This window comes from Fastidiosipila sanguinis, assembly GCF_002998295.1.
Lineage (GTDB): Bacteria > Bacillota > Clostridia > Saccharofermentanales > Fastidiosipilaceae > Fastidiosipila > Fastidiosipila sanguinis.
This window is the reverse complement of sequence record NZ_CP027226.1, coordinates 1187360-1205513: the sequence shown is the minus strand read 5'-3', so window position 1 is coordinate 1205513 and position 18154 is coordinate 1187360. Positions and strand designations below refer to the sequence as shown.

The following is an 18154-nucleotide window of genomic DNA, read 5'->3' as shown; positions in this document are numbered from 1 at the left end:
TGAAATACTCTCTATAATTCATATCACTGTCTTAAGAAGAAGCTTTTGAAAAGTGCAGCTGAATGTTAGTGAACTTTTATACTGATGTAATTAAGATAAGTAAATATCAAATTGAATACACGGGTGATTAGCTCAGTTGGTCAGAGCGCTTGCTCGACACGCAAGAGGTCACTGGTTCAAGTCCTGTATCACCCACCATACTAGAATCCCGTAAACTAAAAGGTTTTCGGGATTTTTATTTGCTTAACAGTTTTTTGTTTGATTATGAAAAAGTATACAAATTACTCATAAATGCTGTAATTGCTTTTTTAATACTTTGACAGTAAACTTTGAGAAATAGGAGTTTTTATTCGGAGGGTTAATTGATGAACAAAAGAAATGTAAAAGATTTTTTGGATAGGCAATATAGGTTGAAAAGATTAGCTTTAGCATCTATTTTAATAGCTATTACTTTGATATGCTCCATTTACCTGAATGTATATATAGTAGTCTTTAAGTTTAGTGTTGCTAACGCAGTTTTGCATATTGCTGGCTATATATTGGGACCTATTTATGGCTTTGCTATCGCAATAATTACAAATACATTAGCATTTTTTATAAATTCTAATGGAGCAGCATTTCACTGGGGTTTTACTATAACTGCTGGATTACAAGGTCTTATTGCAGGACTTATGATGCTTCTTAATAAAAAGAAAGTTGACTGGAAAGTAATCTTGGCTACAAATGTTATCACTACCATACTTTGTTCGATTTTATTAAGATCTTACTTCTTGGCAGAACTTCTAGGGAAGTCTATATATGTACTAATGAAACCAAGAATTTTGAACTCGGCAATAATGGGTATACTATATATAATTATTGAGCTTCTATTAATTACAGCCTTAAAACCAATTGAAAATAAACTTCCAAGCGAAAGTGAATTTATTACTTTCTCTGTTGGAAAAAAAGAGAAATCTAAATAGATTGATATTTATGGCAGTTATTTTGTGATGAAATAAAACTAATATTTTAAAGTCGTGTATAATATTTTGATAAGAGTTTAAGCGATTAGGAGAATGAGTATGCAGAGTTATAATTTTTCTGAAATAGAGAAAAAATGGCAAGATATTTGGGATGAAACTAAAGTTTTTGCAGCAGAGGATTTCAGCGATAAAGAGAAGTTTTATTGCTTAATAGAGTTTCCATACCCTTCAGCTAATGGATTGCATGTAGGTCACCCAAGATCATATACTGCTTTGGATTTAGTTGCACGTAAGAGACGTCTGGAAGGTTACAACGTTTTATATCCAATGGGATGGGATGCTTTTGGCTTGCCTACAGAGAATTTTGCTATCAAGAACAAGATACATCCTGCTATAGTTACAAAAAATAATATTGCAAACTTTAAACGCCAATTGAAGTCTCTAGGTTACTCATTCGACTGGGATAGAGAGATAAATACCACAGATCCTGAGTATTATAAATGGACTCAATGGATATTCATTCAATTATTCAAAAAAGGCTTAGCTTATAAATCTAAGATGAAAGTTAACTGGTGTCCTGAAGATAAAACAGTTCTAGCTAACGAAGAGGTAATCGATGGAGCTTGTGAGCGTTGTGGTGCTCAAGTAATTCATAAAGATAAAGAGCAATGGATGTTGAAAATAACAGCGTATGCAGATCGCTTGGTTGATGATTTAGATGACCTAGACTTTATCGAAAGAGTTAAGACACAACAAAAAAACTGGATCGGAAGATCTCATGGTGCTCAAATTAAATTTAATACTAATATAGATGAATTTATTGAAGTATATACAACACGTCCTGATACTATTTTTGGTGCGACTTATTTAGTCTTATCCCCTGAACATGAATTGTTGAAGTTAAATGAGGATAAAATCAAAAATCTTGATGAGGTTAAGGCCTATCAGGAATTTGCAGCAAGCAAGTCTGATTTTGAGCGTACTGAAATGAATAAAGAAAAGACAGGCGTGAAAATTGAAGGTATAAGTGCAATCAATCCTGCAAATAATAAAGAAGTTCCTATCTTTATTTCTGACTATGTTTTGTCCACATACGGTACAGGAGCAATTATGGCAGTACCAGCTCATGACACTAGAGACTATGAATTTGCGAAGAAATTTGATCTTGATATAGTTGAAGTAGTAAGTGGGGGAGATATTTCTGAATCTGCTTATACCGATACAGATAGTGGAATTTTGGTGAACTCTGATTTCTTAAATGGTAAAGATGTTAAAGATGCCATTGAATTCATGTTTGAATGGCTTGAGTCAGAACATATTGGCGAAAGAAAAACTAACTTCAAATTAAGAGACTGGGTATTTAGTCGTCAACGTTATTGGGGAGAACCAATTCCTATTGTTGATTGTGAGAACTGTGGTCTAGTAGCGTTGCCAGAGAGTGAATTACCTTTGACACTACCTGAAGTAGAGGTTTATGAGCCTACTGATACCGGAGAATCTCCATTAGCAAATATTACTGACTGGGTAGAGACAACTTGCCCTGATTGTGGTGGTAAAGCTAAGAGAGAAACTGATACCATGCCTCAATGGGCAGGATCTTCTTGGTATTACTTAAGATATGTTGATCCACATAATAATGAAGCATTAGCAAGTAAGGATAAGATTGATTACTGGATGCCTATAGACTGGTATAACGGTGGTATGGAGCATACAACCTTACACTTATTGTACTCAAGGTTTTGGTACAAGTTCTTATTTGATCTGGGAGTAGTGGATACTTCAGAACCTTACATGAAGCGTACATCTCATGGAATGATTTTAGGTGAGAATGGCGAGAAAATGAGTAAGTCCAGAGGTAATGTAGTAAACCCAGATGAAATTATAGAAAATTATGGTGCTGATACATTGCGTGTTTACGAAGTGTTTATCGGTGACTTTGAGAAAGCTGCCCCATGGAATACAAACGGTATTAAAGGCTGCTTGAGATTCTTGGAGAGAGTCTGGTCATTACAAGAAATACTTGTAGATGGTGAGGAATATAGAACTGATACAGAAACATTGATGCACCAAAGCATTAAAAAAGTTGGCGAAGATATTGAGAAACTAAAGGGCAATACAGCTGTAGCCCAACTTATGACTTTAATAAACAAATTCTTTGACTTAGGTCAAGTTAATAAAGCAGAATTAGCAACATTCTTGATACTTTTAAACCCATTTGCTCCTCATATAGCCGAAGAGATTTGGGAGAATGTAGGATTCTCAGGCAGAATAACAGACCAGACTTGGCCAGAATTTGAAGAAAGCAAGACTATTGAAAATGAGATAGAGATTGCAGTTCAAGTCAATGGTAAAGTTAGAGATAAGCTTGTCATAGCTCGTGACTTGGATAAGGATGAAGTTATGGCTAGAGCAAAGGAACTTGAGGGAGTTCAATCATATCTTGAAGGCAAGACCATTGTTAAAGAAATTTACGTTCCACAGAGATTAGTTAATATCGTGGTTAAGTAGTTTTGTGATTTTCTGAAATAGAGTTATGAAAATTCATTTGATTGCTAAATTCACCGTGGTTGAATGTAAAAACTTTTACTGCAAATAAAGCTATTTGCGCTATTTGTACTGATTTATGTATAATATGTATAGTACATCAATTCGGTGTATAAGCGTTTAAATTCTATTAGGAGGCTTTAGAATGAGAAAAAAGATTGGTAGAAAGATATATGATACAGAGAAGTCAAAATACATTGGCAAAAATGTAGAAGGTGAATTTGGTAACCCTTATGGATTCGAAGAAGAGATGTATAAGAAAAATGCAGGTGACTTCTTCTTGCTAGTTCAAGGTGGTGCAGAATCTCAATATTCTGAGGAAGATATTATTCCTTTAGAACTAGAAGATGCAAAAGAATGGATACTAAGAGTTTGTGGCGAAGAAACTTTAAAAGAAGTTGTTACTGAGAAAGATGAAAAAACTCTAGAGAAGAGTCCTAAGAAGGATGCATCAGATAAAAAAACAACTTCTACTAGCAAAAAAACTAAAAAGACAAGTAAAAAGTAAAATGTCTTAGTAAATTTGGATTTTTTGATTATTAACCTTCGATGAAGTGATTATTGTTTTAACTTACAAAAGTGAAACTTGTTACTTTTTCGGAGGTTTTTTCTTACTCAAGATTAAGCCCTTTGTGGTAATGTATCTATTAGAAATACTTTAAGGTGGTATCTGATGAAAATGAAAAAATTATATGTAAGTGACCTTGATGGTACTCTTTTGAATACTTCTGGTGTAGTATCTGAATTTTCTAGAAATACAATAAATGATTTAATAGCTAAAGGTTTAAATTTCTCAATTGCTACTGCTAGAACAGCTGCCACAGCAAATGGAATTCTTGCTGGATTAGATATTAAAGAACCAGTAATTTTAATGAATGGTATGGCCATCTATGATCTTAAGAATAAGCGTTATATTAAACAACATAACTTTACTTGTGCACAGAGAGATGCAATTTTAGATATTATTGAAACTAAAAAGGTACCAGCTTTTGTATATACAATTCAAAATGAAGAATTAATTTGTTATACATATGAAGATGAAAAACTAACACCTGAGATGAAATATTTTAAGGATGAACGAGTTGTCAAATTCAATAAACGTTTTGAAGTAATAGAGAATTACAATTATTTAAAAAAGTTCGAAGTAATTTATTTCACCTTGTTAGGAAAGTTTGATGACTTAAGCGATGTCAAACTCGCAATAGATGAAGTAGAAAATGTTGATACTTTGCTTTATCTGGATGTCTATACTGATGACTGGATACTTGAAGTTCATATAGCAGGAGTGGATAAAGGTACTGCAACCAAAGAGCTTAGAGAAAGTACTGGAGCCGATGAGATGTTAGTTTTTGTCGATAATACAAACGATATCCCTATGATGAACGAAGCAGACTATTCATATGCTGTGGAGAACTCAAAGGAAAATGTAAAGCTTATCGCAGATGAAATTATAGGTAACAATGACGAAGATGCTGTAGCTAAGAAGTTATTAAAACTCATTAAGTAGTACTGACTAGTTGTTTAAATGATTTTTATAAGGAAATAAATCTTAAAATATATTAATTAGAAAGAGGAACACATGGCAATTTTGGATTTAGAAAAAGCAACAGAACGTGGTTTGAGAACTTCAGGAGCTGTTTATATACTCGCTGAACCACAGCTTAGGAGTGGGAAAAAAGACGACTACATGGTAGGAAAATTTGTCAATAAAAATCAAGAAGTAGAATTTAAAATATGGAATGAGCCGATTTTTAAGACTGTTTTAGAAAATGGAACGGGTGTATATGAAGCCGAAGTTGTAGGATCTGAATTCAATAACCAAATTTATTTAACGGTACAAAATATAGAAGTTCAAAAAGATGATAAATTGAGTAAACATGATTTTCTTCCAAGTGTAGAAAAAGATAGAGTTGAAGAGATTTTTAATGATGCTAAACAACATTTAAGTAAGCTCGGTGTGAGTGATAAATGTTGGAAACTACTAGACGAGATTACAAATTCAGAAACTATTGGTAATAGATTTTGGATAGAGGGTGCGGCAACTAGTCATCACGACAACGTAATTCGTGGATTAGCCCACCATTCAAGTAAGATGTTAAGAATTTTGGCTGTTTTGATAGATAATGATGATTATCTCAAAAAACATGCTGACCTTTTGACCATGGGAACCTTTTTGCATGATATTGGAAAAGTATTTGAATACAATGATTTAGAGATGGCTGAATATTGGTATGCGAACCATAGAGCTAGAGGAATTGAGTACATAGCAGAGTTCAAAGATAAGATTATTGAAACTTATGATGAAAAATTCTATAGACAACTGCAATCTATAATTATTGGTCACCATGGAGATTATGGGGATAGACCAACAACGGTTGCATGTGCAATAGTACACTACGTTGATACTATTGAGAGTCAGGTTACTGATCTAGTTCAAAAAGAGCAAGCTTCTACTGATAAGAGAATTTTTGTTAGAGATTGGGGTTATTTAGCAGGACTAGAGTACTAGTGTTAGGGTATGCAAAACAATAAGAAAGGCTTTGCAAGATAATGCGTTTCGCACATTTAGCAGACTTACATATTGGTAAAAAATTTAATGAACTATCTTTAATTGAAGATCAAAAACATATCTTAGCTGAGATAGTTGAGATAATTTCCGCAGAAAATCTTGATGCTGTTTTAATTTCAGGAGATGTTTATGACAAAGCTCAATCACAGGCTTTTGCAGTTGATATGCTTAGTGATTTTCTTGCAGAACTATCTAAATTAAATGTGCATGTCTTAATGATTGCTGGTAATCATGATGCTCCGTCCAGATTAGCTTATGCTAAGCCTATTTTGGAAAATATGAATATTCATCTAGCAGGTAAACTTGAAGGCTTGCCTGAAGTTTTAAGGTTATGTGATGAATATGGTCCAGTGAATTTTGTGTTATTGCCTTTCTTTAGGTTGCATGAAATTAAGGTTTTGTTTCCAGAAGCAATTGATCAATTGCAATCTTATACAGACGCTACTCGTTTCATACTAGAAAATTTAAATTTGCCTGGAAATGAACGTAAGGTTATTCTTTCGCATCAGTTCTGGGCAGGTATAGATCCTGTCAAATTATCTGAATCAGAGCTTGATATAATTGGTGGATTGGATGCCATAGATGTAAAGTTGCTTGCAGATTATTCGTATGGTGCTTTAGGACACATTCATAGGCCACAAAGATTAACAAAAGACTATCTTCGTTATGCTGGCTCACCTTTAGCATATTCATTTTCTGAAATGAATCAAAGAAAATCTGTTCCAATAGTTGAATTAGGAGAGGTTGGGGAAGCAGCAAAGATTGAATTAAAATACTTAAATCCAATACGTGAAGTAAGAGAACTTAGCGGGAACTTAGATGAGCTTTTGTCAGAAGCTAGAGAGTTAGCCAATAATAATTCACCTAGATTAAACGATATTTTGAGAGTGAATTTAACTGATGCTGAGCGTCCTGTAGATCCAATGAGAAGACTGCAAAGCTTTTATCCTAATATTGTACAATTACGAGTAGAAAGAGATTATCAACTGAGTGAACTTGAATCAGAAGATTACTATGAGGACTTTTCTCAACAAGGCTTTATTGATTTGTTTAGAAATTTTTATCAATTGCAACAGGGAATAGATTTAAGTGAAAAAGATGCAGAAAAATTAGAGATGTTGTGGAATGAATTGCGTCTAAAGGAAGAAAAAATAGACAGGGAGGTTGACTAAATGAAACCGTTATATTTAGAAGTGTCAGCCTTCGGACCTTATGCAGGAGTTGAGAGTCTAGATTTTACCAATCTTGAAAATGAAAATATTTTCTTAATATCAGGGGATACTGGAGCCGGTAAAACTAGTATATTTGATGCTATTACTTATGCTCTATTTGCTGAGAGTAGTGGTGACAGGAGAAAAGCGGATAGTATACGTAGTGACTTTGCTAACCCAGAAACAGAGACTTATGTATTTCTACGTTTTAGTCAAAGAGGGGAAATATATGAGGTTAGGAGGAATCCTGATTACTTACGTCCAAGTAGAAGAGGCGATGGTTGGACAACACAAAAAGCTGCTGTCGAGCTTACTCTGCCGAACAAAGAGCAAATAGTAAAAATTTCAGATGCAAACGCTATCATTGAAGATATATTAGGAATGAATTATCTTGAGTTTAGACAAACATCTTTAATTGCCCAGGGTGAGTTTACTGAGGTTTTAAAAGCTAATAGTAGAGAGCGAGCAAATATTTTTAGGAAATTATTTCAAACTGATATGTATAGTAATTTCCAAGCTTTTTTACAAAATAAGAAACGTGAGTCTGATAATAAATTACAACTTTTACAGGTGAGAAAAACTGATATTTTATCAAGTTTAGAAACAATTTTTACTGATTTTACTGATAAATATAACGCTAAAAATTTAGCTGAGGATTTGGACTGTTTAAATTCTATCACAGGACTTAGTGAGGAGAACTTTAAATATCAACTTATTTTTACTCAAGATTGGATGAGTGAGGATATCCAAATAAACCCTGAGTTTGAAAAAGAGATGTTGGAATACCTAGAAAGTACTAGTCAAAAGATAATGAGTTCTTTGCAGGGTTTTGCTGAAGTTCTCAATGAAATAAAGACAAAGAATAATAAAGTTAATGAAAGCTACTACAATGCTATAAGTTTATCTAAGTTATTTACTGAATTGGAGAAAAAGCAAGCCAGAAAGTTAGAATTAGAGAAAAACTATAATTTAATACAGGATAAAAAGAATGAGCTTGTTACAGCAGAAAATGCGGAGAAAGTTAAACCTTATGCTGACGCATATAAACATGAAGTATTACTACATCAACAATTAGAGAAAACACTGGAGATTAAGCAAGCTAAGTTAAGTCTTATTCAAGAAAAACGTCAGAAGTTAGAGCTAGATCTATCCAATTTCAAAGAAAAATGGAGCCATATTGAAGAACAAGAGCAAGAATTAAGGAGTTGGAAACAACTACTTCCTGAGGTAATTCAATATGAAAAGATGAAAACCCAAGAACTCGAACTCAACGATAAAACTCAAAAATTATATTTGCAAGAACTTGAAATATCTAAGAAGCTCGATGCTCAGAATAATAAATTGCTTAGTTTAGAGCAGGAGTTAAGTAAATATAACGATTTAGAAATTAGAACATCCTCTCATAAGAATGATATAGACAATTTCAAAAAAAATAGAGAAGAGTTTAATAAAGCTAAAGCGCATTTTGCGGATCTCAATGATCTGTTGAAAGAGAGATCGGAGTTAGAAGAAAGATTTAATATAGCGTCAGAGAATAAAAAGAAAAGTTTACTTAATTTAGCAGAAGTAGAAAGAAAATTTTTAGCAAGTCAAGCTGGTATTTTAGCAGATAGACTTGAAGTTGGTAAAGAGTGTCCTGTTTGTGGATCGTTAGAGCACCCAAATCCTGCAACAAAAGATGTTGAATCTGCGACTGAAGCTGATTGGAATTATGCTAGAGAACAAAACCAAATTGCTAACGACAAAAGTGCAGAGCTGATTAATAAACTAGTGTTGAATAAGAATAAGCTTGATTTTAACCTGCAAGAGATAAACGAGTATTTACAGAGTGCTTTTGAAAATAAAGATGTATCTTTGATCCAAGATAGTATTAATAAAATTGAAGAGCTTATGAAGAACAAAGCTAACAAATTGAATGCTCTATCGGCAGAACTAAATGAGGCTCTAAAAGCTAAGAAAGAATTAGAGAACAATAAAAATAAAGTTGAAGTTGATCTTAATCAAATAAAGGAAGATTTTGAAGGAGTTATTGAAGCAAAAACTAAACTGGAAAGGGAGAGCATATCCCTAAAAGCAATTGTTTCTCGAGATGAATCTAAATATGAGCAGTTCAATTCAGAGAAATTAGCAAAAATTATAAGTGAAAAAGATGCCGAGTTAAGTAAGGCAAAATCTGATCAAAATGAACTTCAGCTTATGCTAGAGAACGTTAATAAAGAGAATATAAAACTCTCTACAGAAGTTGAGGTTGATAATAGAAATTTAGAACAGAAAAAGAATGACTTATCTTCTAAACGAATTGATTTAGAGCAAAGATTGAAAGCGTATGGTTTTGTTGATTTAAGTGAATTTGAATTAGCAGAGCGAAATACAGAAGACTTAGAAATTATTAGAAAGATGATTTCAGAATATGAAAGTTTGTATGAACAAACTAATATACGTATTGCTGAACTTGAAAATAAAACTTCCGAATTTGAGAAACCAAATCTCGATATGGCTCAGGACAAGCTGCAGCAAGCAAGTGCGATTTATGATAAGTTCCTTTATACATATAATATCTTGCAAAAATTAAGTGATGATTTTAGAAAGAGATCACAAAATCTTAGAACCCTGAGTAAAGAACTAGTAAATGTTAGAGAAGAGCAAGCATTTTATCAAGAGTTTTCTGCTTTAAGTAATGGACAAGTTCGAGGAGGTAAAATGAAAACTACCTTCGAACAATTTGTACAAACTTACTATTTTAGAAGAATACTGAAAGCAGCTAATACTAGACTTAGTACGTTAAGCGATGGCAGGTATCTGCTGATGCATAGAGAAGAGGCTAGTCGAGGTAGTGGTCAGGATGGCTTGGAATTGGATGTTTTAGATAGCTATACAGGCAAAAGTAGAAGCGTTAATAGTTTATCTGGAGGTGAAACTTTTATGGCTTCACTTGCTTTAGCATTAGGTCTGTCTGATACTATACGAGAATTAAAGGGTGGAATAGAGATAGAGGTAATGTTTATTGATGAAGGTTTTGAATCTTTAGATGAGGAGGCTTTACAAAGAGCAACAAAACTTTTGTCTTCAATGTCGGATGAATCTACTATGATAGGAATAATTTCACACGTGAATGAACTTAAGGATGCGATTATGCAACAAGTTAGAGTCAAGAAGACAAACAAAGGAAGCAGCTTAGAAATTGTTTATTTATAGTAAAATTAATAATTAATTATTTAATTGCTTTAATTGCGTTTTAACTTTATAGTAGCTAAATAAGGTATAATTATATTTACTCTAAATTTACGTCGAGAAATAGTGAAGACACAGAGTTTATTGATTGAAAAGATTGTCTCTCTATTCTTTTTGGGTGAGCGATTATATAAAATTTTAGAAGGAGTTGTATATGCCATTTTTTTATTTTGATAGTACTTATATACTAGTTTTGATAGGTATGCTTATTTCTGCAGGTGCTTCAATTTATATGCAAAGCACCTATAATAAATATGGACAGATTAGCAATAAAGGCGGAATTTCTGGTGCAGAGTTTGCTGCAAAAATGATGCAAAAAGCCGGTATTTACGATGTGCAGATTTTAAGTACAAGAGGGAATTTATCAGATAATTATAACCCTATGAACAAAACCTTAAACTTGTCAGAAACAACGCACAGTATGACTACAATCGGTGCAATTGGTGTTGCTGGACACGAGGTAGGACATGCTATGCAAGATGCTGAGGGGTTCTGGGCTATGAAATTGAGACGATATATGGTTCCAGCTGTAAACTTTGGTTCTATGCTTAGTATGCCAATAATTTTATTGGGTATAGTTTTAAGTTATAACCAGACTTTGATAAATATAGGTATATTACTTTTCTCATTAACATTTATATTCCAAGTAGTTACTCTACCAGTTGAGTTTGGTGCTTCTAGAAAAGCTCTTGCTCATATTGAAAGTATGAATGTACTTGATAGAGATGAATTAAAAGCAACCTCAAAAGTTTTACGTGCTGCTGCGTTAACATATGTTGCAGCCGCTACTGCATCACTACTCTCCTTAATGAGGCTAATAATTCTGTTTGGTGGTAGAAACAGAAACGATTAGGATTTAAGTTTAAAAATCAACTTGTGAAATTATAGGACTTTCAATTGTAAAGATTGGAAGTCCTATTTTTATGTTTTAATAAGCACAATTTCTCAAAGTTTGTTTAATATTGTTTATTTGTTTCTCTATAAAAATAATTATTATTGAAAGGTGGGAAACGTATGAATGAAGGAAAGAAAAATATGAGGACCTTTGGCTACGTTAGAGTTTCGACTGTAGAACAGCGAACAGATAGACAATATTCTGCTTTGGAAAAGTTTGGAGTAGAAAGAGAGAATATTTTTGAGGATAAGTGGTCTGGAGCTGATTTTGATCGTCCGGCTTACAATCAACTGCTTAATGTTCTCGAGGCAGGAGATTTGTTAGTAATTAAGAGTCTAGATAGACTCGGCAGAAGCTATAAAGATATGCTTAAAGCTTGGAGGTATTTAAAAGAAGATAAAAATGTAGATATCTATATTATAGATATGCCAATCTTAGATACTAGGACAAGCAATGGATTAACAGGAGAATTAATTTCAGGAATAATACTACAGCTGCTAAGTTATGTAGCTGAAACTGAAAGAGAATTTATTCTACAAAGACAGAAGGAGGGGATTGCAGAAGCAAAGAAAAAAGGCATAAAATTTGGAAGACCAGCATATGAAATTCCAAAAGAGTTTTTCCGTTTAAAAAGAGAATATGAAGATAAAAAAATTAGTTCAAGGGAGGCAGGAGAAGCCCTAAATATCTCACATACTACTTTTATTCGTTGGGTAGAAAAGTATTAATTTTTTACTTGAATTGTAAAATATACTAGAGGTTTTGTTACTAATAAATATACAGTTTCCCGCGTGATATATTCATCTAAATTTGCTTTTTTGTATAAGTTTAGATCAAAAATATACTTAAAAATAAAAAATAAAAAAGTAACAAAACCTCTAGTTAAATTTACAGTAAAATTCCGATAAATAAAACTTATCAATATATTTGTTGAAAAGTGAAAATACGTTGACTAAATATATATAACAAATAAATTTTGACAATATCAAATGAGAAGTTGGAAATATGTTTTATTGCAGAATAAATATTAATTTATGAGTGCATATTATTCGTTTGGAACAGTTATATTTGACATTTAGGGCAATACACAGTAGTCCTTCCTGCAATTTTAATGGACTCTAATGTATTAGAACAGATTCTACAACTTTCTCCAGCTCGTCCGTAAACAAATAGTTTATTTTGAAAGTTACCCTTATGATTATCAGCGGTTCTATAATCACTAAAAGTAGTTCCTCCGGAAAGAATTGAATCTTCTAGAACTTGGATTATTTTATCATGTAAGGTAGATGATTCCTCTCTAGTTAAACTTGCGGCAGCTCTATTAGGTTTAATGGCAGCTAAAAATAGGCATTCATCAGCGTAGATATTACCAATACCCGCAACAATTTTCTGATCAAGTAAAAATGTTTTAATGGCTTTTTTAGGGCTCTTCTGAGATCTTTGATATAAATAATCTTTGCTGAAGTTTTCTGATAAAGCATCCGGCCCAGAGTTTAATAATTCTTCTAAGGTAACAGAATTGTCTATTTTACTAAAATAAATTTTACCGAAACGTCGAACGTCATTAAATAGCAACTCTCCGTCAGAAAAATTAAAAATAACATGAGTATGCTTATGATTTAAATATAAATTTTTATCTTCTTCACTTAGAAGAGGTAAATATAGCAACTTTCCAGTCATCCTTAGATGAACAATCATTAAGTAATTATTGGTAAATTGAAATAGAAGATACTTACCGTATCTGAAAACTTTTATTATTGATTCCCCTAATAAAAGATACTCAGAAACAGGATTTAATTTCTCAGCAATAATATCTTTTCTGAGAAAATCGATACTTAGTAATTTTTGACCTACTAAGTTAATATTTAAATTTCTTGTTATTGTTTCAACTTCTGGTAATTCTGGCATATACATATTCTACTTTATAAATGATAAATTTGTGTGACTTTCTTAATTAATCTCAAATAAAATAGGCACCTGAGTAACAGGTGCCCAGTCCTGACTTAAGCTAGAAATCAATAATTGAAGAGGCAATTCAAAAAATGATAGTCTAGTGCAGTTAGGAGTATATGTATTTAACATATTTTTTCAGTTTTCTATTTACAATATATTGTAGTTGCAGTTTTGAGTTAACTTATTGAGTATTTACATTGAAAGAATCTTCTTCAGGAGAATCCTTGATATCATCAATTTGTTTTATTCTAGAATCTTTATCTAAAAATTTATTGAGTTCTTGGACAAATTCTTCTAAGAACAATGCAGGGCTCATTTCTAGAGATTTGCAAATATCAATTAACTTAGTAATTGTAACCATACTATTTCCACACTCTATAGTAGATAAATAACTAGGGTTCATCTCAGCATAAAAAGAAAGTTCAGCTTGGGATTTATTGTTACGTAGCCTGTATTTGCGTACAAGTTCTCCTAAAATGACTTTTTGCATTTCTGTGAAAAAATTATTTTTCATATTCTTCTCCTTTCTGTGAACAAAAAGACAGCATCAAATTATTCACTTTTTTGAAAATTGAATTTAAATTCATTAAGTTACAGTAAAATTTTAAATTAGAATTCTAAATATCCACTACATTAATAAAAAACATTCATCCGGATAACCGTTATTTAGACCTTGTTAAACCCGATCTAAATTTGATAACTTAATAATATTACAGATAAAGGCCTAAGTCTAATGCATAAATACAATGAAATCATTAATATTTAACAATTCGACAATATGCATAAAAAACTTACACAGGAATTGTAAAAAAGATACAAGGCAATGGCTTTAACTCACATACATTGATTATATATATATTGCTTAGTTCAAAATGAAATTTTAAGCTTGATTCATCGCGATGTTAAGTCTAAAATAATATAAGTAAAAATTGGGAGGGGAAACTATGGCAGAACAAGGTAAAGTGTTTGTTTTTGACCATCCTTTAATTCAACATAAAGTTACAAGGATGAGGGACGTAAACACTCCAACAAAAGAATTCAGAGAACTAGCTAATGAAGTTTCATTGCTAATGGCATATGAAGTTACAAGAGATTTGCCTTTATCAGATGTAGAGGTAGAGACACCAGTACAAAAAGGTGTTTTCAAGGAAGTTAGCGGTAAAAAATTAGCATTAGTTCCAATACTTCGTGCAGGTTTAGGAATGGTTGATGGTATGTTAAGCATAATTCCATCAGCGAAAGTTGGACACATTGGATTATATAGAGATCCTGAAACTGTAGAGCCAGTAGAATACTATTGCAAGTTACCAGAAGATAGTGCTTCTAGAACAGTAATTTTATTGGACCCTATGCTAGCTACAGGTGGTAGCGCTGCAGCAGCAGTATCTTTCTTAAAAGAAAGAGGTATTAACGACATCAAGTTCTGTTGCATAATTGCTGCTCCAGAAGGTATTCAAGAATTGCATAGACAACATCCAGATGTAAATATTTACTGTGCAGCTGAAGATGAAGGATTGAATGAACACTTCTATATTTATCCTGGTCTAGGTGATGCAGGTGATAGATTGTTCGGTACTAAGTAATTCACCTGAAATTAGATAAAAATTTTGAGCTAGAGAAGATTTTTAACTGATAGAATTTGTCAGTCAGTTAATTATTCTAATCTAGCTTTTTTATTCTCAAAGTTATTTTATTTCTAAACTGAAATGGAATCGATCAATACTAAAGTTAATGGAATTTGAAATTTCATATTCTTGATATCTACTAATGTTTCGGCCTTCAACACGTACATTGATGTTTTTACTTAGAGATTCAAGAAAAAATGTTCCGGATCTTTGTACAATCCTAATTAATATTGCTTCCTCAGAGTTAATTGGAAGATTTAGGTCCGCTTTCTCATTAGTACCGATTAAAAACTCTGAACTAGCAATGTTCCAAGATTTTTTCCCGGTAACTTGTGTAGCTCCATCTACTAGAATTAAGTGTCCAATCCTATATTGTGATAAAGGATGTAATTTTAAACCGTTATAATCTCCCTCTGTGTCTCTATTATCTTCGTTAGCATTGATTGAACTCTTATGCTTTTTTCTTGTTTTAAAAATTGAGTAATCTACAATTTTGAATGGTGAGGCAGGCGAGAAAAGTAGAACTAATTCCAAGATTAGATTCATTATTATAAGTCCAATTATTAAACTTAAAGTTGACATACTGATATACCCAACTTGTTTATTGATGATGAAAATATTGCAAATTAATCCAATAGTAATCACTAAAAGAATTATGGGTAAATCTACTTTTTCTAATGATTTAATGATATTAGTAATATTTGTTTTTCTTTTAGCACTTTTGTTCTTATTGGATTGAGTTTCGTTTTGGCAAAGGCAATATACTTTTTCTAAGTCATTTTCTTCTATTGCTAAAAGTAATTTTTGTTGTTTTTCTTTAGAACTTTTCCTAAAATCTTTTTTTATAATTAAATTAGCAAGTGTTATCAATAGATTTTTTAGACTTTTATCTTGGCCTAGGTAGATAAAGTTTTTATCAGGAAGATATAGTAGCTTGATTGAATAATTTCTAGTAGTGTTGAGCTTTCTATAACTTGTCTTTTTATAACTTGTCTTAGCTTGTTCATGGTTTTGAACAAACATATATTTAATATCAAACATTATTTTACTCAGCTCAAGTATTGAATTATCTATAATTTTTATAACTTCACAAATGTAAGATATGCAGTAATACAGATCTTTTTTACTCGCATAAGCTAGAAACTCTTCAAAAGGAATAAAAGTACTGATATCAGAGTATAAACTCGTCTTATTTCCAGAGGTGAACTGTTCCCATTTAAGAAAGTAATCATTACGCCAGGAAGCAAGCCATTCAATAGCATAGATTTGCAAAGAATGTTTATTTTCTGGCGCATATATCAACTTATCTTGGTTTGTATCTAATGTATATAGTTTCTTTTTCATTAGCTAAACCTTCAAATTTTACGGTAATACATTGTCTAATTTAGAAATGTCAAAAATTCTGTTGAATAGTCCAGTTGCAAAATTAGTAATTTGCTCATTAAATATTAATGCTAAAGCTAAAACAATTGCTATAACAATTACCACTTCTAAAACTACAGACCCCTTTTCACTTCTAAATATACTTGAATAATATTTGTATTTACTGATCATAGTAATGTCCTCCTATTTTTTGTATCTCTAGAATATCTGAAAAATCCCAATAGAAAATAGACAAGATATCACAAAAGGTTATATTTGTAGACTTGGTAAAACAGGAGCTAAACAAATGAGAAAAATGCTTATTAGATTTAGTATTAAAGGTAACAAATAGTTATTACCTTTTAACGCTACAATTTTTTTTCTATCGTTAAAAAGTTTTTCTTTGATTTTTTCAAATTGAAGTTCTAATTGTCTAATCGAGTCGTTATTATTAACTTGATTGTGGTTTTGGATTTGGTAGAAAAAACTTTCAATTTCTCTATCATTTAAGATGTTAGTAAATTCTAGTAATGCAAGTTCTGCTGTGCTTGAATTATTAATCTTATTATTAATTGTGGCAATTTCCCTTGTTAATACTTTATTTAAGTTACCATATTTCTCACAAAATACTAATGCAGTTTCAATAGTGTATCCGACTCTTAGGGCGGATAATAGGGCTGTAATGAAGCTTTGCATATTAAGCTTAATTTCTTTTTTGTAATAGTTAATCCTATCTAATAACTTTAAGTCAGGGTAGGAAACTATAGCAACAAATAATAGAAAGATTAATATAGTAGGCAAGCTAAAAGTTATACCTAGCAACGCTATGTTTAGTGCAAGTAATAAAGCTTTGATTCTTGCAAGTATAAGCATATAAAACAAATCCTCACGTTTTAAGTTTTCTTGCCTTCCTAATAAATATGAATATTGAATAATATTATTTGCATGAAAAGGGAATGATGTCCTTTTAAGAAGGAATAATGCATTGCTATGTAATAAAGATTTTAAACTTCCAGGCTTAAGATTAGATCTTGCATTAAAAAGCTTTGCTAGTTGATTTTTTGCATCTTCATTTCTAGGTATGTAAACAAGAAAAATAGATGTTAGTCCCAAAATAAATAAGAAATAAGATAATCCAAGTATTATTTGTCCCAAAAAGCTAATGTAAGCTAAGTTTACAAAATCCATTGCAGTTAATCTTAAGAATAAAAGAATTACTAATGGCATGGAGCAAACAGTAATGTTCTCAACAAAGCTTTTCACTTGTTCTGTATTTACGTCTTTCTTGAATTTCTCATCAATTTGCAGAGACTCTAATGTAGTTTTGGTAAGGATATGAATGTTATTTCCTATTACTTGAGGAGCAGACATAAGACTTAAACTAGTATTAGCTTGAATACATGGAAAGGTTTCCTTCAATAAATTTATTATCTCGGAGATAGGTGTAGAAAGTTTAATACTTTGTTGAACTTTATTTAGATTAATGTAAAGTTTTTTATCTTTTGTTAATTTGATTAGATCTTCACAAGCGAGAAGTATAGATAAACTAAAACTTCTATTTAGAATTAGATTATTGTTGAGTGCTTGTAAAAAGAGAGTGTAATTCTTTATATTATTCTGATTTCTATAATACTTGAGCAATCTGAAAAAAATCCTGTAAAAACAAAGAGCAGTAATTACAGAAACATAGATAGAGATGCTCCTATTCGAGAAGAATAATTTGGAAATAAAGAAAAACATAATGAAACAAGGTAAGAAGACTAGAAAATTAATAACTAGTTTTTTTAGTTTTTTACCTAATA

15 protein-coding genes and 1 tRNA gene are annotated in these 18154 nt (G+C 31.7%); 11 read left to right on the top strand and 5 right to left on the bottom strand.

Annotated elements, in window-relative coordinates; translation table 11 throughout:
• Positions 1-121 precede the first annotated feature (121 nt).
• The 10 genes from C5Q98_RS05245 (at position 122) to C5Q98_RS05200 (ending at position 12140) form a co-directional block, all read left to right on the top strand.
• Positions 122-198, top strand: a tRNA-Val gene (locus tag C5Q98_RS05245).
• 167 nt (positions 199-365) lie between these two features.
• Positions 366-962, top strand: a complete 597-nt coding sequence (locus C5Q98_RS05240; RefSeq protein WP_106012606.1) for a folate family ECF transporter S component — start codon at positions 366-368, stop codon at positions 960-962.
• Between the two features lie 99 nt (positions 963-1061).
• On the top strand, positions 1062-3470 hold the full coding sequence (gene leuS / locus C5Q98_RS05235; RefSeq protein ID WP_106012605.1) for a leucine--tRNA ligase: 2409 nt from the start codon (positions 1062-1064) through the stop codon (positions 3468-3470).
• A gap of 181 nt (positions 3471-3651) precedes the next feature.
• Entirely contained in the window at positions 3652-4014 is a 363-nt protein-coding gene (locus tag C5Q98_RS05230; protein ID WP_106012604.1) for a hypothetical protein, read from the top strand.
• A gap of 165 nt (positions 4015-4179) precedes the next feature.
• Complete coding sequence (locus tag C5Q98_RS05225; RefSeq protein WP_106012603.1) at positions 4180-5013, top strand: HAD-IIB family hydrolase; 834 nt, start codon at positions 4180-4182, stop codon at positions 5011-5013.
• Between the two features lie 72 nt (positions 5014-5085).
• The gene (locus tag C5Q98_RS05220; protein WP_106012602.1) at positions 5086-6015 is read left to right on the top strand and encodes an HD domain-containing protein; all 930 of its coding nucleotides are present in this window, start codon (positions 5086-5088) and stop codon (positions 6013-6015) included.
• A 41-nt stretch (positions 6016-6056) separates the two neighbouring features.
• The gene (locus C5Q98_RS05215) at positions 6057-7247 is read left to right on the top strand and encodes an exonuclease SbcCD subunit D (RefSeq protein ID WP_106012601.1); all 1191 of its coding nucleotides are present in this window, start codon (positions 6057-6059) and stop codon (positions 7245-7247) included.
• Positions 7248-10481: an AAA family ATPase gene (locus tag C5Q98_RS05210; RefSeq protein ID WP_106012600.1), complete on the top strand. Its 3234-nt coding sequence runs from the start codon at positions 7248-7250 to the stop codon at positions 10479-10481.
• 190 nt (positions 10482-10671) lie between these two features.
• The gene (locus tag C5Q98_RS05205) at positions 10672-11370 is read left to right on the top strand and encodes a zinc metallopeptidase (RefSeq protein ID WP_106012599.1); all 699 of its coding nucleotides are present in this window, start codon (positions 10672-10674) and stop codon (positions 11368-11370) included.
• Positions 11371-11531: 161 nt separating this feature from the next.
• A complete protein-coding gene (locus C5Q98_RS05200) occupies positions 11532-12140 on the top strand; it encodes a recombinase family protein (protein WP_242967351.1) in 609 nt (202 codons plus the stop codon).
• A gap of 334 nt (positions 12141-12474) precedes the next feature.
• Here C5Q98_RS05200 and mutM read toward each other — a convergent pair whose 3' ends face one another.
• Both mutM and C5Q98_RS05190 read right to left on the bottom strand, forming a co-directional pair.
• Positions 12475-13320: a bifunctional DNA-formamidopyrimidine glycosylase/DNA-(apurinic or apyrimidinic site) lyase gene (gene mutM / locus C5Q98_RS05195; protein WP_158695717.1), complete on the bottom strand. Its 846-nt coding sequence runs from the start codon at positions 13318-13320 to the stop codon at positions 12475-12477.
• Between the two features lie 226 nt (positions 13321-13546).
• On the bottom strand, positions 13547-13879 hold the full coding sequence (locus C5Q98_RS05190) for a helix-turn-helix domain-containing protein (RefSeq protein WP_106012597.1): 333 nt from the start codon (positions 13877-13879) through the stop codon (positions 13547-13549).
• A gap of 430 nt (positions 13880-14309) precedes the next feature.
• On the opposite strand from C5Q98_RS05190, the gene upp reads away from it, so the two are divergent.
• Complete coding sequence (gene upp / locus C5Q98_RS05185) at positions 14310-14948, top strand: uracil phosphoribosyltransferase (RefSeq protein ID WP_106012596.1); 639 nt, start codon at positions 14310-14312, stop codon at positions 14946-14948.
• Between the two features lie 102 nt (positions 14949-15050).
• Here the strand turns inward: upp and C5Q98_RS05180 are convergent, their stop codons facing one another.
• The 3 genes from C5Q98_RS05180 to C5Q98_RS05170 form a co-directional block, all read right to left on the bottom strand.
• Complete coding sequence (locus tag C5Q98_RS05180; RefSeq protein WP_106012595.1) at positions 15051-16334, bottom strand: hypothetical protein; 1284 nt, start codon at positions 16332-16334, stop codon at positions 15051-15053.
• 18 nt (positions 16335-16352) lie between these two features.
• Complete coding sequence (locus C5Q98_RS05175; protein ID WP_106012594.1) at positions 16353-16544, bottom strand: Flp1 family type IVb pilin; 192 nt, start codon at positions 16542-16544, stop codon at positions 16353-16355.
• 78 nt (positions 16545-16622) lie between these two features.
• The gene (locus C5Q98_RS05170; protein WP_158695716.1) at positions 16623-17771 is read right to left on the bottom strand and encodes a hypothetical protein; all 1149 of its coding nucleotides are present in this window, start codon (positions 17769-17771) and stop codon (positions 16623-16625) included.
• Positions 17772-18154: the final 383 nt, after the last annotated feature.